Raw genomic sequence first — 25,720 nt, 5'->3', positions numbered from 1 at the left:
TTCTAACGCAGTTATCGAGTATTTTAACAAGCTAGAATGAGCAGTTATTTAAGTACGATTGGTATTCACTATCTTGCGAAAGGCAACCATAAACTCACATCTAAAATGATAACCTTCCCCCCACACCCCAGCTATATTCAGTGCTGTTCATGCCATAGTAGGTTCCGTTAGGGCTAAAAGCAGACACTTTTGCATAAGGATACACCCGCCAAATGGGACGCATTGTACCTAATGATATTTCCCACTCACCAGCTTGGCCTTGGTTAAAATCAACCATATCGGATTTATCTTTTGCATAATGGTATTCAAAGCGACTAGTTAGGTAAGTGTGCTGAAAATACTTAGCGACCGCAAAATAGGTGGAGTATTTATTGGCGTCATCAACGGTAATCCAAGTGAAGCCATTGCGTACAAACTCGCTGGTCACACCAACCTTGGCTGAATACCCGTCCCAAAATCGGGTTGCAGAAAGTTCAACAAAGTGAGTGTTTGTTTTAACACCATCAATACCCGCAAGTTCTTCCAGTAACCAATCATCTTTTAGACCATACTCATAGTAAGAGGCTAATTTCCAGTTCCGATCAATATATGCATAGTATCCCACGCCTAACGCGACCCAACTGTCGCTATCGCCACCAATATATAAGTACGAGTTATCAGTGACCGAAGCGGTGACACTGATTTCTACAACATCCTTTTCAATAGAGAGATCCATTCCAGCTATTGCTGAAGTGCAGAGCATCATTGCGCTGCAAGTAAGTGAAATGGTTTTCATGTTTTACCTAGGGAAGAAAATCGGCTAACCAAGAGCTAGGACTCATACCAATCACAGTAATTAACGTTCAGAAATAGCATTAACTCATTGTGCTACCAACAAAAATCACCACGATTGGTATGATATTGAATTAGTTTAGACGGGCGCGAATGGCATCACGAACAGCGCTACGCTCAATCGTACTGTCACTACTTTCCATCAAGGGTCTTGGTCCACCTTGAACCGTATCACGGCCAATTATTATGGATTCACCATCAACTATAATGCCAAAATCACCCTCAAATTCGCCCTGACGAAGCACCTCTACGTAGTATTCATTTCCATCTTTGTCTTCCACTGTCATCGTTTGACCATGCCAGTTAACATTAGTAATGCTGTAGGCATTTCCATCAGCATCAGTGATGGTATTACCAGAGATGGTATAGCTAGCTTCTGGGCCATTATCTATCTCAGGCATGCCCGGTCCTCCCCATACTGGAGGCAATCTATCCGGTACTGATGCCGTAGGAAGACCAAAGTTTGGATCAACTGGGTCACGATCCGGTGTACTACCCATATCTAACCCCCACTCAGGTGAGTTATCCATATCTGGAATTGAAGGAGTTTGTGAATCAGCACCGCTTGAAGTGCCCGAAGAAGAACAACCGGTCAACGCCAGAGTCGATGACATAATTATCGCCAAAAAACATTTATTCATTGTGTGTTACCTAAAGGTCGATTTAAGTTCACTGACTTTTATTGCAAGTCAGCGGGAAAACTTTAGCCATCTCCTTTGGCGTAATGACATAGGCTTGGTGAGTACGATTAAAACTAAAACCAATCCACAAAATCAGAGTCTTTACTATCTGCAAATCCATGCAAACTCGTTGTTGTTGGCGGGTATTATGAAAATGTTGCGTTAAAGTTTCTAATGACTATTACTTCTCATCGCAATAAGCTAAGCTTATTACTATTTATTTTTAAGAGAACATCAGTTAACAATAAAATTCAGAGGTAAACGATCTACCGGAGGCTAAGGCAATAAGAACTGTCATTTAGGCATAAGATGGGGCGTCGAGGAAAAATACCTATCATGGTATGTGGCGGGTGAGGCATGGATAGAAAAAGAATTAACAGGAATTAACTAGATGGCTAAAGATTTATTTTTCAGTATGGACTTAAATTTATTGAGAACCTTTCTTGTTCTATCTCAAGAACTCAATACACGAAAAGCGGCAGAACGCCTATTTGTATCACAACCCGCAATCAGCCAATCTCTACAAAAACTCAGAAGCCAACTTGATGATCCATTATTTGTAAAAGTACCTACTGGTTTAAAGGCAACGCCTTTTGCAGAAGAGATGGCCAAAGACCTTACTCCACATCTAAATGGCATATCTACGGTATTAAATAGAGGTCGAGAATTTGACCCCTTATCTCTTCAGTCTTCGGTAAAAATAGCAGTAGCGCCGATTGTACTCACCTGTCTTTCAGGCTCACTCTATCGTCATTTTGCTAAAGTTGCCCCCTATTGCACATTAGAATTGGTCGCATGGAAAACAAGTTCTATAGATCAAATACAAAATGATGACACCACGATAGGTGTCAGCCTAAATCAATCACCAAACCAAGGTATTCACTTAGAATTAATCACCGAGGTAGAGGCTAAAGTTATTGTTCGCAATAATCATCCATTAACCGGTGATACGGTTACCGCTCAACAATTAGAACCTTATCCGATCGCTTCCGTGATAACCCCTGGTTATAACGATGGCTTTACTGAAGCCGCAGTCCTTATGCAAAATGAAGGCTTAAACCCAAGCATAGGTTTTCGTACTGAATTCGTTATGGCAGTGGTTGATGTCATCGAAAATACGGATTTTTTCATGCCCCATTCAGACCTATTTCCAATCCAACGTTATCCTTCATTAAGGGCTATCACGCCATTAATTAATGGTGAACCATACACAAACAGCATCTACGCTTACTACCATGCCAAACACAAAGATACAGCGCTTATTTTATGGCTTGTTGAACAAATTAAATGGGTTATTAAACAAGAAACTCAGGGGCAAAAACTCTTTAACAAAAAGACCTAATGAGCGCATATAAAAGAACTTAAAATGACACGCAAGCTCCAAGCTATACCCTACATTATTGCCGACTATTGGTATGAATCAGCACTCTACCTTGCGAATTAATCGAACGGCGCAAGCTAAACTTTAGCGTTAAAGTCACAGAAATAGTCATGACCACAAAGATGGCAATCAATATTAAGATTTGATATTTGATGGCAAGAATGGGCGAGGCACCTCCTAAAATCTGTCCGGTCATCATCCCGGGCAATGTCACCAACCCAGAGGCCGCCATAGAGGCTAAGATAGGTGCAAATGCCTTTTGCATTGCCATACGTACAAAAGGCAGTGTGGCGTACTCTGCAGGCGCTCCAAGCGCGATAGCCACTTCATATTCCTCACGGCGGTCTTCAAAAGCGCTATAAAGGTTCTGCAAAGCGACAATATTGCCGCTCAAGCTATTGCCCAATAACATTCCTGCTAAAGGAATGACATATTGTGCACTATGAATCGGCTCTGGCTGCACCACCATCCAAAATAAGAACAGTAGCACTGGCGCTAAGCCAAATACCAAGCCGCCCAGTACGGGAAAAAACAGCTGCCTACGGGGAAGTTTAGCCTTGCCCACAATGGTGCTTGCGCCGACTCCAAGCATCACGGCTATCCAAGCCAAATTGATCCACAAGCTATCAAGGGAGAACAAAAACTCCAGATAAATGCCCACCAACATAAGTTGAATAGCCATGCGCACCACTGACACTAGCACCTCTTTTCCTAGCTCTAATCGGTAAAGCTTATTGATGGCGAGCGGAATTAAAAGAAGTGAAGAAAATGCGGAGAGGCTCCACCAACTAATGTCATATGAGGACTGCATAAATTAAACCGTAATAAAGAAAAGCCATCAACCTAGCATCTTATACTAACCGTACTCTGTAACTGGTCATTCTAGCTTGTTAAAATACTCGATAACGGCATTAGAATTTTGACTGTAGAATAACTACTTATCAAAAAATCCTGCCTTGTTTTCGAGTATTTTTTCTGCGCTATTTCTGAGCGTTTACTTAGTGTGGTTGGAATTAGATAAAAACTCTTTTCCCGCTAATACACCAGATTCGTAATCGGCAAGGATATCATCTTTATGGCTCAATAGACCGCTACAGCTAAGCGGCTTGTGAGGTGTGATCTCCCACAGATTAACCCCTTCTGGTGGTTTATTCATAAACCCAGAAATAGCGGAATGATTCATATAATGATTAAACAGCATTTCCACCGTGCGCGGGGTGTGCGCTTTAAAATTAATTTTCTGCGATTGATGAGCCAACATTTCCGATAGCTTTTCGGTATCAGGAAGCCAATTTTTAGGAATCGAATCTAATTTCGGAAAATTATGCTGTGCTTGAAGTTGATTAACTCTGGCTAAGAACTGCTCACTAATCTGTTTTGCCTTATTAGCACCTTGGGTGGTTTTATGTGGCGCAGCTGTGGCGGCTCGAGATGAAAAGCGCTGAATGTATGGCTCAATGCCTTTAGAAAGCTCTAACTTTAATTTATCTAAGTTGTCGGAGGATAAAGAAAAATGAGATTTTGGCGTATCATCAATCATGGCTTCCGTGGTAATTGCCACGATATTACAAGCACCTCGTCGATACGCCTCTTGCACTGGAATGGTCGCAGTCACACCGCCATCCACCCATTTTGCGCCATCGATTTCAATTTCTTGATGATAGAGCATGGGAATGGCGCATGTCGCACGCAAAACGTCGTACCAATGCTCAGAAAATATGGGAAAGTAATAGTCCTTCATTTCTTCAACATGGGTGACACAGGCTAAGGCTTGTTTGTCCGCACCTAAATTTTGCGCGCCTTTCTTAAGATCTAGTGGAAACTCGCCGCTGTGTACAAACTGAAAAGCCCAATCAAGATCCATAGCGGCTTGTTGTTTATGCATCAGTCGGTGAAAATCGAAAAAGCGATTTTTGGTGGTGTAATTGATGATGAAATCTAAGCCCAAACCCGGCTGTTTCGTCACAAAAGAAGAAACGTTTAACGCCCCTGCGGATGTGCCAATGTATAAAGAAAAAGGATCATAGTTTGCCGCAATAAAAGTATCTAATACTCCCGCAGCAAACGCTCCTTTTTGCCCTCCACCTTGCACAACTAACGAATATTTACCCGTACACTCCGTTAACATATTCTTATTCCCTCAGTGAACTTCAAACAAAAATACCGAGTAACCACTAAGTATTCAACTCAGGATTTAACTCGGCATTCTGTTTTAAGAGGAAAACTTGTTATTAATACTCTGCACTGCCCAATTCAAGCAAAGTAGCATTGCCACCGACGGCCGTAATATTAATGGTGCGAGTTCGTTCGGTAATATAACGAAGCGCGAGCTTAGGATCTTGAGCTACGGGCATTTTTGCTAATTCAACTTCAGCGATTAAGGGGGCAATAGCGCCAGATTTTTGCGCTAGATTACGGTTCACTTGTTTGACAAAAGCGTCATCGCCCAGCACGGTTGTAATACGAACATCACTCTGTAGCAATTGTACGTACTGGTCATATTCAACCAAGCTGAGTACACCCACAGGCAACGCCAGACACTCAATTAACTCCAGCACTTGCTCAGCAAGATCACTATCTTGCACGCAAAGCACCACGCAGTTCCCCGCCATCAATGACACACAAAGCTGAGCATAAAACGCTTTACTCACCGGCACATCAACACGACTATCAGCGATAATTAGCGATACGCCACGACCTGCGGTATATAACTCGTTCGTTTCTCCCGTTGGGCCCGGCATTAGTACAGGCTCGCTTAACAGCTCAGCACAATATTTATGATGAAACTCCAAGGGTACTTTCAGATTACTTAGCGGTAATGTATTGGCCGCCGCCAACATCAACTCATAACGAGTGGCATAAGGTACTTGATTCCATAACGACCAAGCTTGTTGCGCTTCTGAGAAACAAATAGAGGCATTTTTCATTTCTATACTCCTTGCTCATTGGCTTTAGTAGTTGGCTCACAAGTCTCTGTATCAGGTGTAACGTCGGACTGATGGCGCTCTTTACAGGTATATTGGGTAAAGCGGTATAGATAATTTGGTCCACCCGCTTTAGGGCCGGTACCTGACAAGCCTTGACCGCCAAACGGTTGTACGCCAACCACAGCGCCAACCTGATCGCGGTTGATATAACAGTTACCTACTCGCGCATTGTGTTCAATCCAGCGATAGGTCGTCTCATTACGAGAATGAATCCCCATAGTCAAACCAAAACCCGTGGCATTAATCGTCTCAACCACCTCTGCCATCTGGTTTGCCTTAAAGGTGACAATGTGCAGAATCGGACCAAACTGCTCCTCTTTTAATACTGAAATATCACTAATTTCAATCGCCGTTGGCGCAATAAACATGCCTTTGGCACATTCGTCACTCAACTCTACCTCTGCGACCACTTTTTGTGTTTTTCGCATCTCTTCAATGTGTTTGTGCAATTTTTGCTGTGCGGCGCGGTCAATAACCGGTCCCACATCAGTGCGATGTAAATAAGGTAAGCCGACTCGCAGCTCTTTCATGGCACCTTGAATCAGATTGATGATGCGCGGAGCAATATCTTGCTGTACAAACAGAACGCGAAGCGCTGAACAACGTTGCCCTGCGGAAGCAAACGCACTTCGCAACACATCACGTACCACTTGCTCTGGTAATGCGGTTGAATCGACAATCATCGCATTTTGACCGCCCGTTTCAGCAATAAATGGCACCGGATCGCTATCGCGCTCAGCCAATGATAAATTAATGCGTTTTGCAGTTGCTGTAGAGCCGGTAAAGGCCACACCGGCAATTGCTGGATGCGAGGTCAAAGCAGCACCGATTTCTGCGCCGCGTCCCGGCAAAAATTGAATGACATTGGCAGGGAATCCACAATCCAGCATGATTTCAATCGTGCGCGCGGCAATCAAACTTGTTTGCTCCGCAGGTTTAGCGACTACCGTATTACCCGCTACCAATGCCGCTGATATTTGCCCCAAGAATATTGCTAATGGGAAATTCCACGGGCTGATACAGACAAACACGCCTCTGCCATGTCTTTCACACCACTGCAAATTACCGTCAAAGCCGGCAATGGATTCAGGGCCAAGCTCGCTGGCGTTGTTGGCGTAATATCGGCAAAAATCGACCGCTTCGCGCACTTCATCAATACTGTCATGGATGGTTTTTCCCGCTTCCATATGACAAAGCGCTACCAATTCAGCTAAGTTCGCTTCCAGCTTATCAGCCAAGGTATTCAAGCATTGTGCTCGGCGAGCGACTGGGGCATTTCGCCAATCCTCTAATCCTGACTGTGCGGCCGCAATAGCATCGGAAACATGATCAAGGTTGGCAAAGGAGATCGAGCCAACAATGCAGTCACTATCAAAAGGCGCAAGCACATCTTCTGCCTTGATCATCGTTTCGGATACACGAGATCCATTAATGATCGGTGCACCTTGCCATTGCTTGTTTAAAAAGCTCTGTACTTGCTTTTCAAAAAGCGCTGCTTCACTTTCGATATCAATATTGATGCCGATCGAGTTTTTACGCTCACCAAAGATCTGGGGTGGCAATGGAATTTGATCGTTATGTAAGGTGTTGTTGGCAAGTAAGGTATCGACGGGATGATGAGTCAAATCAGCAACCGGACAACGAGCATCCACCAATCTATGGACAAATGAACTGTTCGCGCCATTTTCCAGTAAACGACGCACCAAATAAGGCAGAAGATCTTTGTGATTGCCTACTGGCGCATAAATGCGAATAGCTTGTCCGTATCTCTCCAGTAGATGAAAATACAGGGAGTCTCCCATGCCGTGCAATCTTTGAAATTCATAGTCTGTATGTTCGGCCATTTCAGCAACAGCAGTCACTGTATGGGCGTTATGACTAGCAAATTGTGGGAAAATATTGCCACGAACGCCTGGGCTTAAAAGAAAACGAGCGCAAGCAAGGTACGCCATATCCGTTGCTTCTTTACGGGTAAATACTGGGTAATTTTCTAAGCCCGCCTGTTGAGACCACTTTATTTCACTATCCCAATAAGCACCTTTCACCAAGCGCAGAGGAATAAGATCGCCCTGCTCTTTTGCCAGTGCATTTACCCACACCAAGACAGGTAAACAGCGTTTGGAGTAGGTTTGAACCACCAAACCAAATTTACCCCAACCTTTCACTTTTTCGTTGCTATACACTTTTTCAAATAACTGCAGTGATAGCTCTAAACGATCCGCTTCCTCAGCGTCCATAGTGATGGCAACGTCGAGCTCAATAGCGCGAGTCAGTAACTTGATCAAAATATCATGCAACTCAGTCAACACTCGATCGCGATTTGCCACCTCGTAGCGAGGGTGCAATGCAGAAAGCTTGATGGAAATAGAAGGGGCATGCAAAGAATCAGAGCCTTTTCTATTCGCTCCCACAGACTCAATTGCCATCATATAGTCGTTGAAATATTTCTTACCGTCATCAGCGGTTAGCGCGGCCTCTCCCAACATGTCATATGAATGAGTGAAACCTTTTTTGCGTAATGCCTCGCCATTTTTCTGCGCTTCGGCGATATTGCGCCCTAATACAAACTGATGCCCCATCACTTTCATTGCCTGATGCATTGCCTTTCTAATGATAGGTTCAGACATTTTGTTCATCAGTTTTGAAAGGGCAGAGCTAGGGCTAGTCTTTTCAGGATTGTTAATACCGACGACTTTCCCCGTCAGCATTAAGCCCCAAGTTGATGCATTCACAAATACAGAGTCAGACTGACTTAAATGAGACTTCCAGTCTGCTACCGTCAGTTTATCTTTAATTAACGCATCGGCAGTTTCTGAGTCAGGGATGCGCATCAGTGCTTCAGCTAAACACATCAACAAGATGCCTTCTTGAGTGTCTAAACTGTACTCCAACAATAACGCATCGATCATTTGAATTGAGCGTTTATCCGCTCGAATAGCCTCAATCAGTGAGGTTGTCTGGCGTTTAATTCGCTGTTTTTCCTCGTCTAACGGCGTAGCGAGCTTTAACAACTCTTTTAACCAAGTCGATTCATCCACCATATACATAGGTGAAATTAGAGACCATAACGTCTCTTTGGGCTGATCGATGAAATCGGGATTTAAAACACTAGATGCTGTAAACATTGCTTTTCCTCAGCTCTATAAAACCACCATGAAGTTGGCGACAATCCTACAGAGCAAAACAAACAGCACAAAAGGAAGAATAAAAGAAATGTGATTACAGACACTTAACAATAATAGCAGTTGTGATTAACATTCAATTTCTTGGGATTTAACAAATATTACGCAGTGCTAGACACATACAGCAACACCCTATAGACTCTCAATCGCTGGTGTCATGATATCTTCGATTTCATGCTTTAAAGGGAATTTGGTGTAAATCCAAAACTGACGCGCAGCGGTAATTGAGAACGAACATCTATGGGCCACTACGCCCACACACTGCAATATATACTGTGGGAAGTGAGATGCTAGGTTGTAGAGGTATCTACAGTGCTCATGAGTCCGAATACCTGCCAGTAACAAAAGATGCACTATAAGCATTTTATCACTACGCGTATTTAGGACTTAACATGAAAAAAACAATTTTAGCGACAGCGATCATTTCGTTGTACGCACCCACTCTTTTCGCTCAAGAAGCTGACGCAACCCAAACTGATGAAACAATGGTTGTCACCGCAAACCGTTTTGAGCAGCCTAAAACTTCCACTCTAGCTAATATCACTGTTATTGAACGTGAAGACATTCAAGCTATCCAAGCGGACAGTGCCATTGATGTACTAAAAACACTTCCGGGTGTTGAAGTGACTCAGCTAGGCACGAAAGGTAACACTACAAGTATTTACCTACGAGGCACAGCATCGGCTCAAACACTTATCTTAGTCGATGGTGTACGCATCAATTCACCAACATCTGGTGGCGGTTCAATCGGTCTAATTCCTGCATTTGCCATTGAGAAAATTGAAGTTCTACGTGGACCAAAAGCGTCTGTCTACGGCGCTGATGCGGTAGGTGGTGTTATCAGCATCACGACCACTTCTAAAGACAATGTTCATGAAGTGTCATTGACTGGCGGCAGTAACTACTACCATTCTGAAGGTTGGCGTAGCGCTGGCGAAATTAGTGACAGCACTCGCGGTTCTTTTGTTGTCAATAATGAAGCTTCTAAAGGCTACAGCATCTCTACCTACTCTCCAGAAGGTGAAGATTACGGTTACAAATCTCAAGTTGTATTTGGCTCTCTAGAGCACGATATTTCAGATAACTGGAGCGCTAACTTCTCTGGCTACAACCAAAACAGTAGCAGCGAGTTTCAAGCAACTACCAAAGACGAAACAGCACAAGATTTTTACTCTCTAACTGGCGGCCTTAACTATACAATCAATGACTTCCAGTCTTCTTTGCAAGTAAGCCACAGTAATGATACTCAAGGTACGCGTGATGCAGCGAAAACTCGCGCTGAAGCTATCCTAGAAGCTCAAAGAAACACAGTATCTTGGATTAACTCTTATAACTTCAACTCTCTGTTAAATGTGACAGGTGGTCTTGATTACTACAAAGAAGAAGTGGATCGTAGTGGTTCAAACACAACCAACTATGAAAAAACAGACCGAGATAACCGAGGTATTTTTGCGACAAGTTCACTGAACTTACATCCATTTATTCTTGAAGCGAGCATCCGAAATGATGACGACAGCTCATATGGAAGTAACACCACTTGGAACTTAGCTGCAGGCGTAACTATTGCTGATACGTACACCTTATCATTAAGCCATGGTACTGCTTATCGTGCGCCTACCTTTAATGACCTTTACTGGCCAGGTAGTGGCAACCCAGATCTAAAACCTGAATCTTCAGAGTCTACTGAATTTACCGTACAAGGTTACCATTCTTGGGCTTCTTGGAACATTTCCCTATACAACACTGACATTAAAGACATGATTGCTTGGGCTCCAAATGCATCAGGTCAATGGCAGCCAGCGAACATCAATAAAGCTCAAATCAAGGGTATTGAAGCCAGCATTGAATTTGATACTTGGCTAATTCACCACACCGTTTCTGCTGATTGGAAAGATCCGAAGAACAAAGAAGATGACTCGCAGTTAGTTAACCGCGCGAAACAAAATTACTCTTGGATTGGTACGGCTAACTGGCAAGATGTGCAAACGTCATTAATCGCAAACTACGTTGGCGAACGTCCTGACAGCTCATCTGCATTCGCTAACATGATGGATGCATACATCACGTTAGACTTCGCACTAAAATATAGCTTCACGGATAATCTAGATGCTAGATTTAAAGTAAACAACTTGCTTGATGAAGATTACGAGGTTGCTAAAGATACTAACTCGTTTATGACTGACGAGTACTTTAAAGGCGCAGAGCGTAGCTACTACGCAGGTATTGATTACCGCTTCTAAGCGATAAAATCTACCCAAACAAAAAAGGATCTGACCAATGTCAGATCCTTTTTTTATGCTAAAACCAATTGATTGAGAATCAAAAAGTGCCGAACCAGCGACACTTATTTATATTTCAAAGGTAGGTATTTACAGAGTGGCTATTTACAGTAAGTAGACTCAACTTTAAATTCAACCGTGTAATTTGTCGGGTACTTCTCCGAAACATAATCATGTACTTTCTCATCACACCAATCGACTGCTCTGCTTTTACTCGTATAACCATCGGCTTTGGCATTCCAACACTGCTTTTCATCATGCTGTTGTTGATAACGAAATGGCGCATTAGAATCCGTAATTTTACAAGAAGAGTAAGTAAATACTGAAGAACCATCAGAATTGGTCACATTACACGATGAAAGCAAGCAAACAGCCAATAACACAAATATCTTTTTCATCTTATTCGCCCTGCTTTCTTTGATTTTTAAATAGCTCAGTAAACACCACTTTGGACTGACAAGGCACTTCAAAGTAGTCGTGATCATTATTCAGCACTTGCAATTCAAGATCATGGTAGCCTTTGCACGCATACTGAACGCCAGAAGTCGGAGCTAACTTCAGTGTTTCACCATAAATATTAATTGAAACCGTCTCGTTAGATATGTTTTGAATCGATAGAGTCGGCAATTGGGTTGTAACCACCTCAACGCCATCCAATGGCGCTACAATTTCGTTTGCTAATGCAGCGGAAGATACCACTCCCAACATCAAGGCAACTTTACTACTAAATTTCATGGCTATTCCTATGCTAATTTATCCGTTACATTCGTCTATAAAATGAACGGATGTTATCTGGCGCACATCTTACTCCTTAATGATTGCAACTCCAGAAGGTAAAGATAACTTCTCACATAGGGTAAGCATGTCGATAGGGTCAGTGAGATTTAGCGTTCATCCAATTGGAATTTTACGTTAGATAACAACGAATGCATTGCATTTAGATAGTTAATTTTTGCGTAAGCTCACCAATTTTCTAATCAATACCCGTATAAAAGGAACTACACTTATGCATAGCAGGCATTGTTATATTGTGCTGTTTTAAAAAGATAAATTCATAGAATAAAGGAATACCAATGAATCGTTCGTTTTTTAAAGTATCGGTTTTATCCATCTTTACCCTATTTGCCGCGCATGTTTCTGCCGCTGCACCCAAGGTCCCAACACTTCCCCCATACATTGTACTAAGTGACAATTTAGATGAGCCTAACGGTTATGGATTCTGCATTGACACCTATGGACCAGGGCAATCAGAGCTAATGCAAACTCACTCCTGTAAACCTAAAGGGCCAGAAGGCTCACCCCGAAACTATTCAGGGCATGATGTTAGATTTGAATACGATGCTCAAACCAACAGGGTTCAATCCTACGCTTATGAAGGCTTATGTATGCAGGCATTGCTAGCAAAAGGGAAAACTGAGGTGGCGCTACTAGAATGCAGTGAAGCTAAACATCAGGGATTTGTTTACAACAAAGAAGATAAAACTTTTAGACTGCAAGCCGATACCAGTTACTGCTTAACCGTTGTATCAACCACTGAAGAAGCCGGCCCGTGGGTAAAAAGAGCACTACAGTTAACTCAATGTGATGAGTCAGAAGAAAGTGTAAAACAATGGACAATCGTACCCGAAGCATAGCGGGTGTTGTGTTACTTAGACATAAAAATGGGATCTAACCTAAGTTAGATCCCATAAATCAGCAAGCAATTCAAAATGAGCTTATTCCTCAATAATGATTGGTAAGCAGTCTACCCATTACTTCTGAAATTCTAGCAAAGCTGCTAACGCTTGCTCAGCCTTGGCGCTTTGCACAAAAATATGGTCATGGTAAAAAGCAGCAATAACATTCGCGCTAATGCCCTTTTGTGCAAGCTTAGTCGCAACCGCCGCCGTTAAGCCGACCGCCTCAAGGCTTGAATGCACCGTTAACGTGATCTTTTTAAAACTGCCATCAAATGCCAGCTGCGCTTTTTCTGCGGCTTGTTTCTCTACAACTAAAGTCAGCCCTTCAGATTCGATAAAAGTGGCAATCGGATTTAACGCGACAAAATCTTGCAGCTCACCTTGTACGGTACAAAATACAAATTCATCATTTTGCAACTCTGGTTGCATTGATTCGAGTAGTTGAGTTAACTCTGTAATTCCTGACATCATAGGCCCTTTCTAGTGCTAATAGTTATACCAATCGTACTAAATAACTGGTCATTCTAGCTTGTTAAAATGCTCGATAACGGCGTTAGAATTTTTGATTGTAGAATAACTACTTATCGAAAAATTCTGCCTTGTTCTCGAGCATTTTTCCTGCGCTAGTTCTGATCACTTACTTAGTGTGATTGGTATGATATTTACAGTGTAAATTATGGCGCAAGACGCTCAATTTCCCACTGTTGAGCATCACCCACACGAGTATAGATAAATCTATCATGTAAACGATTAGCTCCACCTTGCCAAAATTCGATAGATTCAACCTTAATACGATATCCACCCCAGAATGACGGCATAGGTATTTCACCATCAGAAAATTTCTTTTTAAGCTCTAAAAACTTACCTTCCAAAATTCCACGCGCTGAAATGCGCGAGCTTTGCTTGCTGGCTATTGCCGCTAGTTGACTTCCTTTTGGTCGAGAGGTGAAGTATTTAAAGTTTTCTGCCGCAGTCAGCTTTTCAGCCACACCCGTCACATGAACTTGTCGCTCTAATGGATGCCACGGAAAGTGCAGGCTGATTTTGTTGTTATCTTGTAGATGAAGTGCCTTACGACTGCCTAAATTGGTATAAAATACAAAACCTTGGTCATCAAGACTTTTTAACAGCACAATTCGTTGATACGGCTGACCGTTTTCATCAACGGTTGCCACTGTCATTGCGGTAGGATCCGTCAACTCTGCTTCAATCGCCTGCTCTAACCACAAATTAAACTGATCTACTGGGTTTTCTTTTAAATTCTTCCTACGTAAACCGCCCAGCGTATAGTCGCGACGAATATCCGTTAACTTCATTTCACATCCTCAAATGACTTTTGTTAAATTTTGCGCTTTCGAGATAAATATCTCAAGAAGGTTTTACCTGTATATTCATTTAGCTTAACTCTTCTCTCATTTTTTAAGCTATTTAGACATACCGCCAATGACGCTATACATAGTTTGGTAATTATACTTAAAATTCAATCGTCTACATGCCCACCAATCATTACATGACAAGCGATAGTAAGGTACATTTACTTAACATTTACAACAAACAGGCATACTATAGGGTTATGTCTTTGCGAACGGTTGTCATTGTTCCCTCACCCTAGCAACGGACTGTTAATCACTCAATGCGCAAATGGATGGCCTATGAGTCAAGAAAAGCTAAAAAACCTCGGTCGAACCGAGCTAGAATACGTTGATGATAAAACCGCAGCGCTACTGTTAAATACACCTTCAAATGCCAGACTGCTACTGTGGTTAGTGTTGCTATTCTTTGGCTGCGCCGTCGCATGGGCACACTGGGCTGAAATAGACAAAGTCACAGTAGGAAACGGCAAGGTGATTCCTTCAAGCCAACTGCAAGTGGTACAAAACCTAGAAGGTGGCTTGGTTAAAGCCATTTTGGTACGTGAAGGGCAACAAGTCACGCAAGGTCAGCAACTATTGCTCATCGATGATACACGCTTTCAATCCGACTTCAGAGAGCGTGAACAGCAAGTCTACAACTTAACCGCCAAAGTTCTGCAACTCTCCGCTTCGGTCGCCAGCATTGAAGTAAAAGATAACGTCAACCTAAATAATTGGCGCGATAGTGTAATAATTAGCACCAATAAACTGGTGTATCCGACTAACTTTGAAGAGAATCAACCCAAGTTGGCAGCCAGACAGCGAGTAGAATATCGACAAGATCTCGGTAATTTAAAAAACCAACTAAAAGTGATTGATGAGCGAATCGCTCAAAAAATCCAAGACATGAATGAGACCCGTGGTCGAATTTCTAACCTTAGACAAGCGTATGAGTTTGCACAAAAAGAATATGACTTAATGAAGCCTCTGGCAGAAGAAGGCATAGTTCCGCAAATAGAATTTATTAAATTAAAACGTCAAGTTATTGATACTAAAAGAGAACTTGATTCAGCTCGTGGGCAAGTCCCTGTACTTAACGCCGCTATTCGAGAAAAACTGCTCAGTCGAGTTGATGCCGCTCTTGATTTTCGCTCCGAGCAACAAGAAAAATTAAATCAAAGCCAAGATGAATTATCGGCGCTGACTCAAAGCACCGTGGGCCTTGAGGACAGAGTTAGCCGTACCGTCGTCACCTCCCCTGTCACTGGCACCATCAAAAAGCTATACACCAATACGGTCGGTGGCGTTATTCAGCCGGGCATGGATTTAGTTGAGATAGTGCCGAGTGAAGATACGCTAGTCGTGGAAGCAAAAATTGCCCCGCAAGACATCGCATTTTTGCGACCCGATCTGCCTGCTATCGTAAAATTTAGCGCCTATGACTTCACTAAGTACGGCGGTCTGCAAGGCAAGCTCGACCATATCAGTGCAGATACCATTCAGGACGAAGAAGGTAATAGCTTTTACCTAGTACGAGTTCGCACAGAACAAACAGAGTTTGGTAGCAACGGTCAATTACCGATTATTCCTGGAATGACAGCTTCGGTGGATATTATTACCGGCAAGCATACCGTGCTCGACTATCTACTAAAGCCAGTGTTAAGTGCTAAAGGCCGCGCATTACGCGAATAAACAAACACTTACCCGTAAATGCACGAAAGCATGATCAAGGCTCAATAACGCTGCCAAGGATGACAACAACGCATGAAAGACTCACTATTACATTCACTGATCTATATCAGTCGCTACTACGGCCTCTCCAACTCGCCAGAAGCACTGCTCAACGGATTACCTCTCCCTGACGGCAAGCTAACCCCTATTTTGTTCTCACGCGCAGCACAACGTGCAGGTTTGGTGGCAAAAGAGCAATCCGCTTCTTTATCGAAAGTATCAACATTAGTACTGCCTGCCATATTACTGACAGGAGAAAACGAAGCCTGTGTCTTGCTCAGCGTAGACAAGAACAATGGGCAAGCTGAAATTGTCAGCCCTAAAACAGGATTTGTCGCCACAACCGTGACTCTTGCCGAACTAGAGGAAGATTATAGCGGCCGTTATTTTTTAATAAAAAAACAGTTCCGCTTTGATCAACGTTCACCTGAAATACTCAAAACCCGCAAAGGGCATTGGTTTTGGGGAACATTGAAAGAATCGCGCTCTATTTATCGTGATGTTTTAATTGCCTCTATTTTGATCAATATCTTTGCCATTGCCACTCCCCTATTCACTCGAATCGTATACGACAAAGTTGTTCCCAATTTAGCCTTTGAATCTTTATGGGTGCTCGCGAGCGGCATCGTGGTCATTTTTATCTTTGACTTACTACTTAAATCGCTTCGAAGCTATTTCATTGATGTAGCGGGTAAAAAATCAGATATTCTGATTTCCTCAAAGCTGTTTAGCAAAGTCATGGGAATCAGAATGGAAGCACGTCCGCCATCAGTTGGGGCGTTTGCCAGACATCTACAAGAATTTGAATCTATTCGAGAATTTTTTACTTCAGCCACAATAGCCGCCTTAATTGATTTGCCTTTTGCTTTGCTGTTCTTACTCGTTATTTGGTTGATTGCGGGCAACGTAGTGCTGGTACCTATCGTCTGTGTGACTTTGCTGATCTTACACTCATTAATTATTCAACGACCGCTACGTAACAGCATCGAAGAAGGCTCTCGCCTCGCTTCGCAAAAATACGCTAACTTAATCGAAAGTCTAGCAGGATTAGAATCACTAAAAATATTTGGCGCGCAAAGTCAGTTCCAATATCGCTGGGAAGAAGCTGTGGCGCACATGGCAAACTGGAACATCAAAAGTCGTCGCATTACAGACGGCGTGCAAAACTCAGCAGGATTTCTACAACAAGCATCCAATGTGGGTATGTTGATAATGGGGGTTTATCTTATCTCAGAAGGAGAACTGACCATGGGTGGCTTGATTGCCGCCACCATGCTCAGTGGCCGCGCCATTGGTCCTTTGGTTCAGGTGGCCCTGCTTTCGACTCGCTACAATCAAGCAAAGTCATCAATGACGATTATCGAACAAGTCATGAGTATGCCTGATGAGCAAGAAGCTGATAAGCGCTACATTCATCGCCCAGTGTTACAAGGCAAAATTGAGCTCGATAAAGTCAGCTTCAATTACCCTGATTCTCCGGTTTCTTCTATTCGAGATCTCAGTGTCACTATTCGTCCGGGAGAAAAGGTGGCGATTATAGGTCGTATTGGTTCGGGTAAAACCACTCTCGAACGTCTCATTATGGGCCTGTATAAGCCGACACAGGGACATATTCGCGTTGACGATACCGACATCCAACAATTGCACCATACTGACGTGAGAAGCAACATAGGTTGTGTACCACAAGACATCACCTTATTTTACGGTTCAATTCGCGACAACATCACCCTCGGTAAACAACTTGCCGAAGATGATGAGGTGTTACTTGCGGCTAAACGCGCTGGCGTCACGGACTTCACCATGAAAGACCCGGCAGGATTAGAAAGACAAGTCGGTGAAGGTGGTCAGCTGCTTTCTGGAGGACAACGTCAAGCGGTTGCTATTGCCCGAGCATTTCTGGGCAGACCTCCGGTACTTTTGCTTGATGAGCCAACCAGTGCTATGGATAACCGCTCCGAAGCCCTAATTAAAGCCGAACTTAAAAATCTATCGCAGCAAGAAACATTAGTGCTTATCACCCATAAAACCTCTATGCTCGAAGTAGTGGATCGCTTAATCGTAATGAGTGCAGGCGCTATTGTGGCGGATGGCCCGAAAGAGAAAGTTCTAGCTGAACTTAAGAAAGGAAACTTAAAGAGTGTCAATCAATAACGATTTACACTGTAAATTTAAGGGCCACAACAATTTGCTGTTGTGGCCCTTTTTAATGGTTCATCGCGGTTTTCCGGGGAAGGCCGCTTTGATTTTTAAAAAGAAGTACTCTGTGTCTCGGTAGCCATACCCCATTCGCTTGATCAGTTTTATCTTGTTGTTGATCCCTTCTAGTGTACAAGTATTCAGATGATACGATGCTGACGCTACTATTCCGTGAAGGTAAGGCTTGAGCTTTCTAGCGAAGTTGATTAGTGGTTGTATGCCACTTTCTCTCACCTGCTGGCACCATACTTCCCATAGCCCTTGAGCTTGCTTCTCTGACTCACAGTACCAAAGCTCCTTCAGCAGAGCCCCTAGCAAGTGTGTTATCATGAGGTCTCGGTTAATCGATAATATTTCATCAAGATAGCTCTGCTGTTTTGCGTTTAAATTCTCTCGGTTTTTTAATAACACCCAGCGCGAGCGTTTTATCCAGCGACGTGCTTTTTTATCAGCTTTTAGTTGATTAGCTTGGTCGACGCGAACTCTGTCCATGACCTCTCGACCGAACTTAGCTACAACATGAAACATGTCATAGATGATACGAGCATTTGGGCAGTGTGTTTGTACTTCAAGATCAAAAGCTGTGTTCATATCCATCGCCACAGCTTCAATGTTAACCGCATGCTCTCCCAGTTCCTAAAAGAACGGACGGATGTCTTTTCGGCTTCTTCCCATACCAACCCAAAGCACTTGATGAGTTTGTGCGTCAGCAATGACGGTCGCATATCGGTGACCTTTAAAGATAGCAAATTCATCCATGACCAGTTGGCGTAAGTCACTCCAATGCACGGGAGGCACGACTCTCTTGAGACGTTGCTTATCAATCTGCTTAACGGTGTGCCAATGCACGTTTGTTAGCTCAGAGATATGCTTAATTGGTAGAAGTGGGAGTAACTTCTCGATATAGCTTTTTAGTCGATTTGTGATTCGCGCATACGGAGCAATCCAAGAAATTGCCTCTGTTTTTACGCCACAATCTGGGCATTTTACCCGCCTAGTTTGCACACAAAGCTCGACAGGAATATCAAGCATCATGGTTTCCTTGAACACTCGCCATTGATAGTCATGAATCGAATCAGATGAGCGGCCACATCGGCATGTGGCAGTGGCGTTAGGCTTTAAGGTAATTGTAATTAAAGAGTCAGTTTTATGGGACTTTATAATCTGAAAGCCTTCCCAGAAGGAAGATAGAAAAGTATTATTTGGCATGAAGACGGTAGTTTTTGGAAGGTTGTGTTTGGCGATGTAACCATACCATTAACTACCGTTTTTGTTTTTCAGAACCCGCTAATCCGCGATGAACCTTTTTAATGACTGACTGTTAATGCTCTCGAATTTACAGTGTAAATCGTCGGTAATGAGCAAAACATCTCAATTTACACTGTAAATCAAAGCGATATTGGCGTTAAAGCTGTAATAGCCTGGCGATAATGCGCTTCAGCTTGTTTACGGCCAGTAAATCCGTATTGCTGACAAAGCGCCGCCCAACTTAGCTTCTTGATCGACAGTTCAGCAATAACATAAATCGAGTCATACTCTCTCAAGCCAAAGTGACTCAAGTCATCACCTGCAACGTAATCCTTTGCAGAAGTTAGCTTAGCCAATAATAACTGCTGTACTATAGCGCGCGTCGCTTCAAAGCTAGAACCGCCCTGTACATAGTTCGAGACTAATTTTTGTAGACGCTCGCTTAAAACTTCGGTCGTTGAAGGAGCATCGACTAACAGCGCAACCAACACTTCGGTCGCAAGGTTTAAATGAATATCTGACGCGGTATCAAGCAAGCTGATAACAAGCTGTGTCTTGGCCTCTTCTCTCCATGCAAGGCGGCTGTACAATGGTTTAACCATAGTCACCGAAAAACAGCCACTGGCTTGGTCTTGCTTACTGCCTAAACGAACCGCATCGAAGTCATTGCTACGCCAAAAATTAAAGAGCTCACCCGTCACACCGAAACTGGTAGAGAGGTATGCCACCTCATTGCCCTGTAACGACTCCAGTTGCGACAACATCCAACTGCCCATTCCTTTGCCTTGCAGTTGCGGATGAACTGCTATTCTCATCACTCTAAGGCTTAAATCCGTTGCCGGTTCGTTATTCGCAAGTTGTGCAACCATAGAGACTGGGACTAAATGGCCCGCTGGTCTTCTTCGCCCAAGCTGAATATCTTGTAGTTGAGCTTCACTCAAACCACCTTCGCGATAGCCAAGAATGACACCGGCTACATCTCCTTCTAGTAACACCTGATACAGGCACACATTGCGATCATCAAGCAATTGAAACACATCGTTTGGTGATGTTTGATAATGAGCATTGACCAATAAACCGAAAGCTTTTCGCAGTGCTGCGATACACTCTGTTGTTGCGTCAACCTCAATCAGAGTCAGTGTGGCGTTCGAATAATCGCTTAGCGCAAAAGATTCAACCTCCGCATCAAGTAAGAAAGTGTCGAATAACCATGCTTCCACTGGATCCTCTGCGTTCCAGCGAATAGGTTGTGTCAGCTTTAATGACTTCCAACCAACACGATGTTGATTCAGCCACGCCGAAAACTTTATTGAAAACCCTCGTCCGCAACCTTCATAACCGTGCACCGTAGTCGCAAAACAAGTACGGTGATAACGCTCAACAATGGATTGCAACAGAGGCAAAGGAATGGCGGCAGCTTCGTCAATCAGCAACAAATCACAGTTGGGGTTTTCCCTAAGTAATTCGTCAGGCGCAATAAAACGCAATGTGCCGCCACCGTTGGTACTTAGCGTATAACCTTTTTGCGGCGCTGTACCTAACTGCTTCGCGGCGTGCTCGAATAACGTTTTTACTGCTTGTGTACTGGGCGCTGTCACCAATACTGTTTTATTGGACTCTTTAATGATCTGTCCCGCCGCTATCCCTAATGCCGCTGACTTCCCTCGTCCTCTATCCGCGGTAATAACCAAAGGCCTTTTGCGATGACCAGTCAAAACTTTATGGATTGCGTCTATAACTTGTGTTTGTTGTAAGAAACGATTACTACCGTCGCTAGTATCACTAAATGAGGAAGCAATGGATTCAATGGCGTTTACCTCAAAGCCGCGCGTAGAAGCTTGCTCAATACGAATAAATGCCTGACAAGCTTTTTCCAACCATAACTGAGAATGAGTCGACGGCTGAGTATTTGGCAAAATAACCAATAAACTGCCACCCTTTAAAGTGCCTGAGACAGCAGTAAAACCATTGGCATCAAAAGGGGCATTCAAATCGGCAATAATAAGATCGCTTTCTTGACCTAACTTTTGACGAGCCTGTTTAAATGAGACAGTTTGCGCGTAACTTAAGCTGCGTTCACCTAAGATTAACGCCCCTTGATAGTGGTGCAATTCCCCCAACTGCTGCAATACCTGTTGTTGCCACTGCACAGTGCCCGCCAACACCACAGCAATTCGGTGTGAGCTTTCTAAAGCCTGATTTTGCAACGCAATCAACTGTTGAGCGTGAGTATGGTATGGCAAGGGAGTCACCTGTTTTCTTGATTATAAGTTTGATTACTAGTTATTAGTTATCAAATCCAGTATTGGCATAGAATAGCAGAATAGAGAAAAGATTTGATGTGAATAAAAAGCTAAGCGGAGCTTAGCTATGAATGAATATCACAGCAAAGATCAGTAAGATGCTTGGTTTCTGATAAGTAAGATTCATTGCAGCTTTACTCTCACCAAATGAAAGGCTTAGTATAAGAAAAAGATAGAACACGGAGGTTTATCTAATGGAGCAAGTCGAAACATCCGGCACTTGGGTGTCCGATCATCTAGGACATCTACTGATTGATTTCCTATCATTATTTGGCGTTACCTTTGACCGGTACGATTTATTCGCTGACGCATCGCTAATACTGATCACGTTATTGTTTTCAACCCTTACCTGCTTCATCGTTCGTCAGTTTACCCGCACCTTTGTGCGCAAAAGTATCCGCAGTTATGATGAAAAAATAAAACGAGCCATTGAACTAAAACACTTTCCAGAAAAGGTTTCCTTAATCTTGCCTTACTATTTGGTGATGTCGACCTTTGAATTAATCATTCCTAAGGTGACGATTCTCGGCCAAACCATCAATGCTTTTCTGGAAATTGGCGCAGCCATTCTCGTATTAAGAGCGCTGTTTGTGATCTTCGATATCAGCTTAATTGTTCTAGCCACCAAGCAATTTGGCCACCGTTTACCACTACACGGCATAGTACAGTTTTTCAAACTCGCTTTCGTTGCATTAGCTGTGTTGCTAACCATATCGCATATCTTAGATAGAACACCTATTTATCTCATATCTGGAGTCAGTGTAATGGCTGGGATGATAGCCTTTGTTATGAAGGACACCATAATGGGGTTTATTGCCGGCATTCAGCTAGCCGCCAACAAAATGATTTCCACAGGCGAATGGATACAGCTCGACAATCACAATGTTGATGGCACAGTACAAGAAGTGACGCTCACCACCGTTAAAGTCAAAAACTGGGATAACACCATTGCCATGATCCCTTCACAAACCTTAGTCAGTGAACCTTTTATTAACTGGTATGGCGTAGAAGAAACGGGCGCAAGACGCATAAAGCGAGCCTTGTTTATTGATACTGAGAGTATTAATTTTTTAGACGCTGATATGCTAGAGCGAATGCAAAGATTTAGATTGCTGAAAACTCACATATTGCGTAAACAAAAAGAAATCGAGCAATACAATAAAACCCTACCTGAAGATGCCGATCCTATTAACTTTAGACGTTTAACAAATTTAGGCTGCTTTCGAGAATACGTTGCTAGTTATCTCGCCACACACCCCGCAGTCATACAGGACTTAACCATTGTTGTGCGCCAACTAGAAAGTAATCGTTTCGGACTACCTATCGAAATCTATTGCTACGTAAACAAAACCAGTATCAAAGATTATGAACGCGCCCAAGCCGATTTATTTGACCATATTTACTCCATATTAAAAGAGTTTGATCTTAAAACCGTCAAACCTTATGCTTCGATTAACGCATAAAAAAACGGGTATCAATTTCTTGATACCCGTTTTGCATTCTATTTTGTAGTAAATAAACGACTGGCGATTATTTCAATTTAGCTTCGATAAACTGAATAATTTCTTGAGCTAAAGAGTCATCGATTTTTTTCAAATTTAACGCTAAAGACTGACCTTTACGAACGTAAGTCGCTTTGCCTTTTACTAGCTCTACAGGCTTTTTCGCTTCTTTATGCGTGGTTTCGTTGACCTCAGCAATCCAACCTTCAAGTAACAAGGATACTTGCTTGGTGATCTTAGCTTCGCTAATACCGCTAAAACGTTGCCAAACGTAAGCACCGTCTTGCTGACACTTATCTAAAATACCCTGCTGTGCGGCTTCCTCAAGCTCATTAAACTGTTTATGTAGCTTAACGATAGTTGGACGCCCAAGCTCGGTTACGTTTGGATACGCTTGCAATAATGGTAATGGCAATGAGGCCGCTTTTAATGCCCCACTCACCAATGCTTCACTGCATTTAAAGAGCGATGCGAGCCCTTTTTGGTCACTCACTTCTGCAGAATCTAGCTTGGCTTGCATTTCACGGCCACGTTCATACAAAGAAAGTGGCTTGTGCGCATTAGCAACGTCAGATAAAAACTTAGCGTGTTCGCTATTAATGTCTTCAGCAACGTAAATGAGAAAGTCTTTCTCCGCCAAAATACACGATTTTCTACGACGACTACCATCAAGAACTTCGATTTGACCTTGGCTATTCTTTCTACCTACCGCTGGGTATTGCTGACCACGGTCTTTGAGAGTATCCAGAATATCCGACAACGCGTGTTCATTAAGAAACGTTTGTTCACGAGCATTGTCAGAAAAAACTACTGTCTGCTCTTCAATCTTCGCTGCAGGAATACGTTGTAACTGGAAGGAGACCATATCCTGCCCTGCCACCGCAAGTTCAATCACTTGCGCGTTTTCTTTAGCTGCGGTTTGCGCTTCTGTAGGCGTTGTTGCTCTACGTTTATTAGCCTTACCAAATAATTTAGCGTTCAAGTCGGATGTTTTTATCGCCATACCTTAATCCTCCTGATTTAATGACGCCCAGTGGCTATGAAGCACACGTTCTAATTCTAATGCGCTTTTTTGAACCGCATCTTGAGCAACTGCAAGTGTCTTTTTGCCCCCTTCAAAATCACCTGGGGTTAAGTCAAACACAGTGCTATATGTATCGGCACAAGTTTCAAATGCACGACTTCTTGGGATGGTCGCCATCATCACTTGCTCTTGTAACAGGTAGTTCATTTCAGTCAGAACCGATACCTGCTTTTTATTATCATCTTCAAACATGGTTGGCACCATACGAACAAACTCTAATCCGTGCCAGTCCTCAGGGAACATCTCATATACCGTCGGTAAATGCTGGAAGAAGTTAACCGTTGACGCCCAGTCCAATCGCTTAGCGGCACACGGAATCAATAACGCATTTGATGCGTACATGGCATTCCAAACTAATGGATCAACGTGTGGACCGGTATCAATCATGATAACGTCAAAGTCATCAGCAATTTTATCGATAAGCTTTTCTTTAAGTAGCTTAACAATATCAAGAGATTGATCTTGCGATAGTGATTGCCACGCTTCTGCGTTAAACATAGCATCTTCAGGAAAAGCTGAAATGGTTTTCAGGTTTGGATACTGCGTTGGAAGTAGTACATTCTTACGCAGAAAATCTAAATCTACATCGGTATCTTCCGGTACATTATCCAGCATAATATCAACCGCTGAATAGATATTATCGTGCTCGCTAATACTGATCTGCGGATTTAAAAACAGTCGTAGTGACCCTTGCGGATCCAAGTCAATAAGACAAATGCGGTAACGCTTATCTAAATTCAGTGCCAAACAAGCCGCTAGGTGAACCGCAGTCATCGACTTACCTGTGCCACCCTTTTGGTTCTGCACATTGACAACCCAAGGCTTATTGTTTTGATTTCGCTTGCGCTCGTGAAACATTTCAACGCCGGCAGACTCCATCAAATGATGAGCCTCCTCTAAAGAAATAGAGTAGTGATTGGCGTTGTTTTTTGTAAATTGATGCCCTTTGGCTTCCATTTTGCTGATAGCGTCGTCTAGCTTTCTGCGAGTCAAGCCAGAGCGAGTTTCCATCAATGCTTTAGACATTGCAGGGAAGTGCTCATCGTTTCGCTCTTCCAATACAATTTCAATACGATCAGCTTGAACCTGTTTTGTTTGTTCTGCTAATTGATAAAGATTATCTATCGTTGATTCTCTTTTCATCATTCTTCCCATAAATGTATGACTAAGTTAATTGTACAGCTAATACGAGATAATTCAATTAAGTGCTGAACATTTATTAATGGGTTGAATCACATAAATAACCTGTAATATTGCCATAGTGACGTCAGATTTACACCGATAA

General features: G+C 42.9%; 19 protein-coding genes, 1 pseudogene and 1 riboswitch. Of the genes and pseudogenes, 6 read left to right on the top strand and 14 right to left on the bottom strand.

Annotation, left to right across the window (positions count from 1 at the left end; genetic code table 11):
- Nucleotides 1-100: 100 nt before the first annotated feature.
- Nucleotides 101-775 carry a hypothetical protein gene (locus OCU38_RS13645; protein ID WP_261824764.1) on the bottom strand — a complete coding sequence of 225 codons (675 nt, stop codon included), beginning with the start codon at nt 773-775 and terminating at the stop codon, nt 101-103.
- A 130-nt stretch (nt 776-905) separates the two neighbouring features.
- Nucleotides 906-1,472, bottom strand: coding sequence for a hypothetical protein (locus OCU38_RS13640; RefSeq protein WP_261824763.1), 567 nt, complete (start codon nt 1,470-1,472; stop codon nt 906-908).
- Nucleotides 1,473-1,902: 430 nt separating this feature from the next.
- Here OCU38_RS13640 and OCU38_RS13635 point away from each other — a divergent pair, with 430 nt between their 5' ends.
- A complete protein-coding gene (locus OCU38_RS13635; protein WP_261824762.1) occupies nt 1,903-2,853 on the top strand; it encodes a LysR family transcriptional regulator in 951 nt (316 codons plus the stop codon).
- A 55-nt stretch (nt 2,854-2,908) separates the two neighbouring features.
- Here the strand turns inward: OCU38_RS13635 and OCU38_RS13630 are convergent, their stop codons facing one another.
- The 4 genes from OCU38_RS13630 to putA all read right to left on the bottom strand — a co-directional run bounded on the left by OCU38_RS13630 (nt 2,909) and on the right by putA (nt 9,004).
- Nucleotides 2,909-3,703 carry an ABC transporter permease gene (locus tag OCU38_RS13630; protein ID WP_261824761.1) on the bottom strand — a complete coding sequence of 265 codons (795 nt, stop codon included), beginning with the start codon at nt 3,701-3,703 and terminating at the stop codon, nt 2,909-2,911.
- A gap of 183 nt (nt 3,704-3,886) precedes the next feature.
- Complete coding sequence (locus tag OCU38_RS13625) at nt 3,887-5,020, bottom strand: patatin-like phospholipase family protein (RefSeq protein WP_261824760.1); 1,134 nt, start codon at nt 5,018-5,020, stop codon at nt 3,887-3,889.
- Nucleotides 5,021-5,123: 103 nt separating this feature from the next.
- Complete coding sequence (locus tag OCU38_RS13620; RefSeq protein WP_261824759.1) at nt 5,124-5,819, bottom strand: hypothetical protein; 696 nt, start codon at nt 5,817-5,819, stop codon at nt 5,124-5,126.
- Between the two features lie 2 nt (nt 5,820-5,821).
- Entirely contained in the window at nt 5,822-9,004 is a 3,183-nt protein-coding gene (putA, locus tag OCU38_RS13615; protein ID WP_261824758.1) for a bifunctional proline dehydrogenase/L-glutamate gamma-semialdehyde dehydrogenase PutA, read from the bottom strand.
- A gap of 190 nt (nt 9,005-9,194) precedes the next feature.
- Nucleotides 9,195-9,415: riboswitch (cobalamin riboswitch) on the top strand.
- Nucleotides 9,416-9,453: 38 nt separating this feature from the next.
- Here putA and OCU38_RS13610 point away from each other — a divergent pair.
- Nucleotides 9,454-11,301, top strand: coding sequence for a TonB-dependent receptor domain-containing protein (locus tag OCU38_RS13610; RefSeq protein ID WP_261824757.1), 1,848 nt, complete (start codon nt 9,454-9,456; stop codon nt 11,299-11,301).
- A 140-nt stretch (nt 11,302-11,441) separates the two neighbouring features.
- On the opposite strand, the gene OCU38_RS13605 is transcribed toward OCU38_RS13610, so the two are convergent.
- Together OCU38_RS13605 and OCU38_RS13600 are read right to left on the bottom strand one after the other, a co-directional pair.
- Nucleotides 11,442-11,738 carry a hypothetical protein gene (locus OCU38_RS13605; protein WP_261824756.1) on the bottom strand — a complete coding sequence of 99 codons (297 nt, stop codon included), beginning with the start codon at nt 11,736-11,738 and terminating at the stop codon, nt 11,442-11,444.
- Nucleotide 11,739: 1 nt separating this feature from the next.
- Nucleotides 11,740-12,075 (bottom strand): hypothetical protein, encoded by a 336-nt coding sequence (locus OCU38_RS13600; RefSeq protein WP_261824755.1) that lies wholly within the window; start codon nt 12,073-12,075, stop codon nt 11,740-11,742.
- Nucleotides 12,076-12,413: 338 nt separating this feature from the next.
- Between OCU38_RS13600 and OCU38_RS13595 the strand changes: the two genes are divergently transcribed.
- Nucleotides 12,414-12,974: an RICIN domain-containing protein gene (locus tag OCU38_RS13595; protein WP_261824754.1), complete on the top strand. Its 561-nt coding sequence runs from the start codon at nt 12,414-12,416 to the stop codon at nt 12,972-12,974.
- 117 nt (nt 12,975-13,091) lie between these two features.
- On the opposite strand, the gene OCU38_RS13590 is transcribed toward OCU38_RS13595, so the two are convergent.
- On the bottom strand, nt 13,092-13,487 hold the full coding sequence (locus OCU38_RS13590; protein WP_261824753.1) for an ACT domain-containing protein: 396 nt from the start codon (nt 13,485-13,487) through the stop codon (nt 13,092-13,094).
- 206 nt (nt 13,488-13,693) lie between these two features.
- Nucleotides 13,694-14,335, bottom strand: a complete 642-nt coding sequence (pdxH, locus tag OCU38_RS13585; protein ID WP_023405696.1) for a pyridoxamine 5'-phosphate oxidase — start codon at nt 14,333-14,335, stop codon at nt 13,694-13,696.
- Between the two features lie 336 nt (nt 14,336-14,671).
- Here pdxH and OCU38_RS13580 point away from each other — a divergent pair, with 336 nt between their 5' ends.
- Nucleotides 14,672-16,063 (top strand): HlyD family type I secretion periplasmic adaptor subunit, encoded by a 1,392-nt coding sequence (locus OCU38_RS13580; RefSeq protein WP_261824752.1) that lies wholly within the window; start codon nt 14,672-14,674, stop codon nt 16,061-16,063.
- A 72-nt stretch (nt 16,064-16,135) separates the two neighbouring features.
- Nucleotides 16,136-18,253, top strand: coding sequence for a type I secretion system permease/ATPase (locus OCU38_RS13575; protein ID WP_261824751.1), 2,118 nt, complete (start codon nt 16,136-16,138; stop codon nt 18,251-18,253).
- Nucleotides 18,254-18,313: 60 nt separating this feature from the next.
- Here the strand turns inward: OCU38_RS13575 and OCU38_RS13570 are convergent.
- Both OCU38_RS13570 and OCU38_RS13565 read right to left on the bottom strand, forming a co-directional pair.
- A pseudogene (locus tag OCU38_RS13570) lies at nt 18,314-19,507 on the bottom strand (ISL3 family transposase).
- A gap of 179 nt (nt 19,508-19,686) precedes the next feature.
- Complete coding sequence (locus OCU38_RS13565; RefSeq protein WP_261824750.1) at nt 19,687-21,789, bottom strand: tRNA(Met) cytidine acetyltransferase TmcA; 2,103 nt, start codon at nt 21,787-21,789, stop codon at nt 19,687-19,689.
- 254 nt (nt 21,790-22,043) lie between these two features.
- Here OCU38_RS13565 and OCU38_RS13560 point away from each other — a divergent pair, with 254 nt between their 5' ends.
- The gene (locus OCU38_RS13560) at nt 22,044-23,312 is read left to right on the top strand and encodes a mechanosensitive ion channel family protein (protein WP_261824749.1); all 1,269 of its coding nucleotides are present in this window, start codon (nt 22,044-22,046) and stop codon (nt 23,310-23,312) included.
- A 67-nt stretch (nt 23,313-23,379) separates the two neighbouring features.
- Here the strand turns inward: OCU38_RS13560 and OCU38_RS13555 are convergent, their stop codons facing one another.
- Both OCU38_RS13555 and OCU38_RS13550 read right to left on the bottom strand, forming a co-directional pair.
- The gene (locus tag OCU38_RS13555; RefSeq protein ID WP_261824748.1) at nt 23,380-24,354 is read right to left on the bottom strand and encodes a ParB/RepB/Spo0J family partition protein; all 975 of its coding nucleotides are present in this window, start codon (nt 24,352-24,354) and stop codon (nt 23,380-23,382) included.
- Nucleotides 24,355-24,357: 3 nt separating this feature from the next.
- Nucleotides 24,358-25,578 (bottom strand): AAA family ATPase, encoded by a 1,221-nt coding sequence (locus OCU38_RS13550; RefSeq protein WP_023403245.1) that lies wholly within the window; start codon nt 25,576-25,578, stop codon nt 24,358-24,360.
- Nucleotides 25,579-25,720 lie beyond the last annotated feature (142 nt).

Source organism: Vibrio neonatus, from assembly GCF_024346975.1.
Classification (GTDB): Bacteria; Pseudomonadota; Gammaproteobacteria; order Enterobacterales; family Vibrionaceae; genus Vibrio; species Vibrio neonatus.
This window is presented reverse-complemented; position numbering and strand designations above follow the sequence as displayed.

What these genes read in the sequence shown, in the direction of transcription:
- OCU38_RS13645 (WP_261824764.1), bottom strand. Translation starts at nt 775, where the DNA reads ATGAAAACCATTTCACTTACTTGCAGCGCAATGATGCTCTGCACTTCA.
- OCU38_RS13640 (WP_261824763.1), bottom strand. Translation starts at nt 1,472, where the DNA reads ATGAATAAATGTTTTTTGGCGATAATTATGTCATCGACTCTGGCGTTG.
- OCU38_RS13635 (WP_261824762.1), top strand. Translation starts at nt 1,903, where the DNA reads ATGGCTAAAGATTTATTTTTCAGTATGGACTTAAATTTATTGAGAACC.
- OCU38_RS13630 (WP_261824761.1), bottom strand. Translation starts at nt 3,703, where the DNA reads ATGCAGTCCTCATATGACATTAGTTGGTGGAGCCTCTCCGCATTTTCT.
- OCU38_RS13625 (WP_261824760.1), bottom strand. Translation starts at nt 5,020, where the DNA reads ATGTTAACGGAGTGTACGGGTAAATATTCGTTAGTTGTGCAAGGTGGA.
- OCU38_RS13620 (WP_261824759.1), bottom strand. Translation starts at nt 5,819, where the DNA reads ATGAAAAATGCCTCTATTTGTTTCTCAGAAGCGCAACAAGCTTGGTCG.
- putA (WP_261824758.1), bottom strand. Translation starts at nt 9,004, where the DNA reads ATGTTTACAGCATCTAGTGTTTTAAATCCCGATTTCATCGATCAGCCC.
- OCU38_RS13610 (WP_261824757.1), top strand. Translation starts at nt 9,454, where the DNA reads ATGAAAAAAACAATTTTAGCGACAGCGATCATTTCGTTGTACGCACCC.
- OCU38_RS13605 (WP_261824756.1), bottom strand. Translation starts at nt 11,738, where the DNA reads ATGAAAAAGATATTTGTGTTATTGGCTGTTTGCTTGCTTTCATCGTGT.
- OCU38_RS13600 (WP_261824755.1), bottom strand. Translation starts at nt 12,075, where the DNA reads ATGAAATTTAGTAGTAAAGTTGCCTTGATGTTGGGAGTGGTATCTTCC.
- OCU38_RS13595 (WP_261824754.1), top strand. Translation starts at nt 12,414, where the DNA reads ATGAATCGTTCGTTTTTTAAAGTATCGGTTTTATCCATCTTTACCCTA.
- OCU38_RS13590 (WP_261824753.1), bottom strand. Translation starts at nt 13,487, where the DNA reads ATGTCAGGAATTACAGAGTTAACTCAACTACTCGAATCAATGCAACCA.
- pdxH (WP_023405696.1), bottom strand. Translation starts at nt 14,335, where the DNA reads ATGAAGTTAACGGATATTCGTCGCGACTATACGCTGGGCGGTTTACGT.
- OCU38_RS13580 (WP_261824752.1), top strand. Translation starts at nt 14,672, where the DNA reads ATGAGTCAAGAAAAGCTAAAAAACCTCGGTCGAACCGAGCTAGAATAC.
- OCU38_RS13575 (WP_261824751.1), top strand. Translation starts at nt 16,136, where the DNA reads ATGAAAGACTCACTATTACATTCACTGATCTATATCAGTCGCTACTAC.
- OCU38_RS13560 (WP_261824749.1), top strand. Translation starts at nt 22,044, where the DNA reads ATGGAGCAAGTCGAAACATCCGGCACTTGGGTGTCCGATCATCTAGGA.
- OCU38_RS13555 (WP_261824748.1), bottom strand. Translation starts at nt 24,354, where the DNA reads ATGGCGATAAAAACATCCGACTTGAACGCTAAATTATTTGGTAAGGCT.
- OCU38_RS13550 (WP_023403245.1), bottom strand. Translation starts at nt 25,578, where the DNA reads ATGAAAAGAGAATCAACGATAGATAATCTTTATCAATTAGCAGAACAA.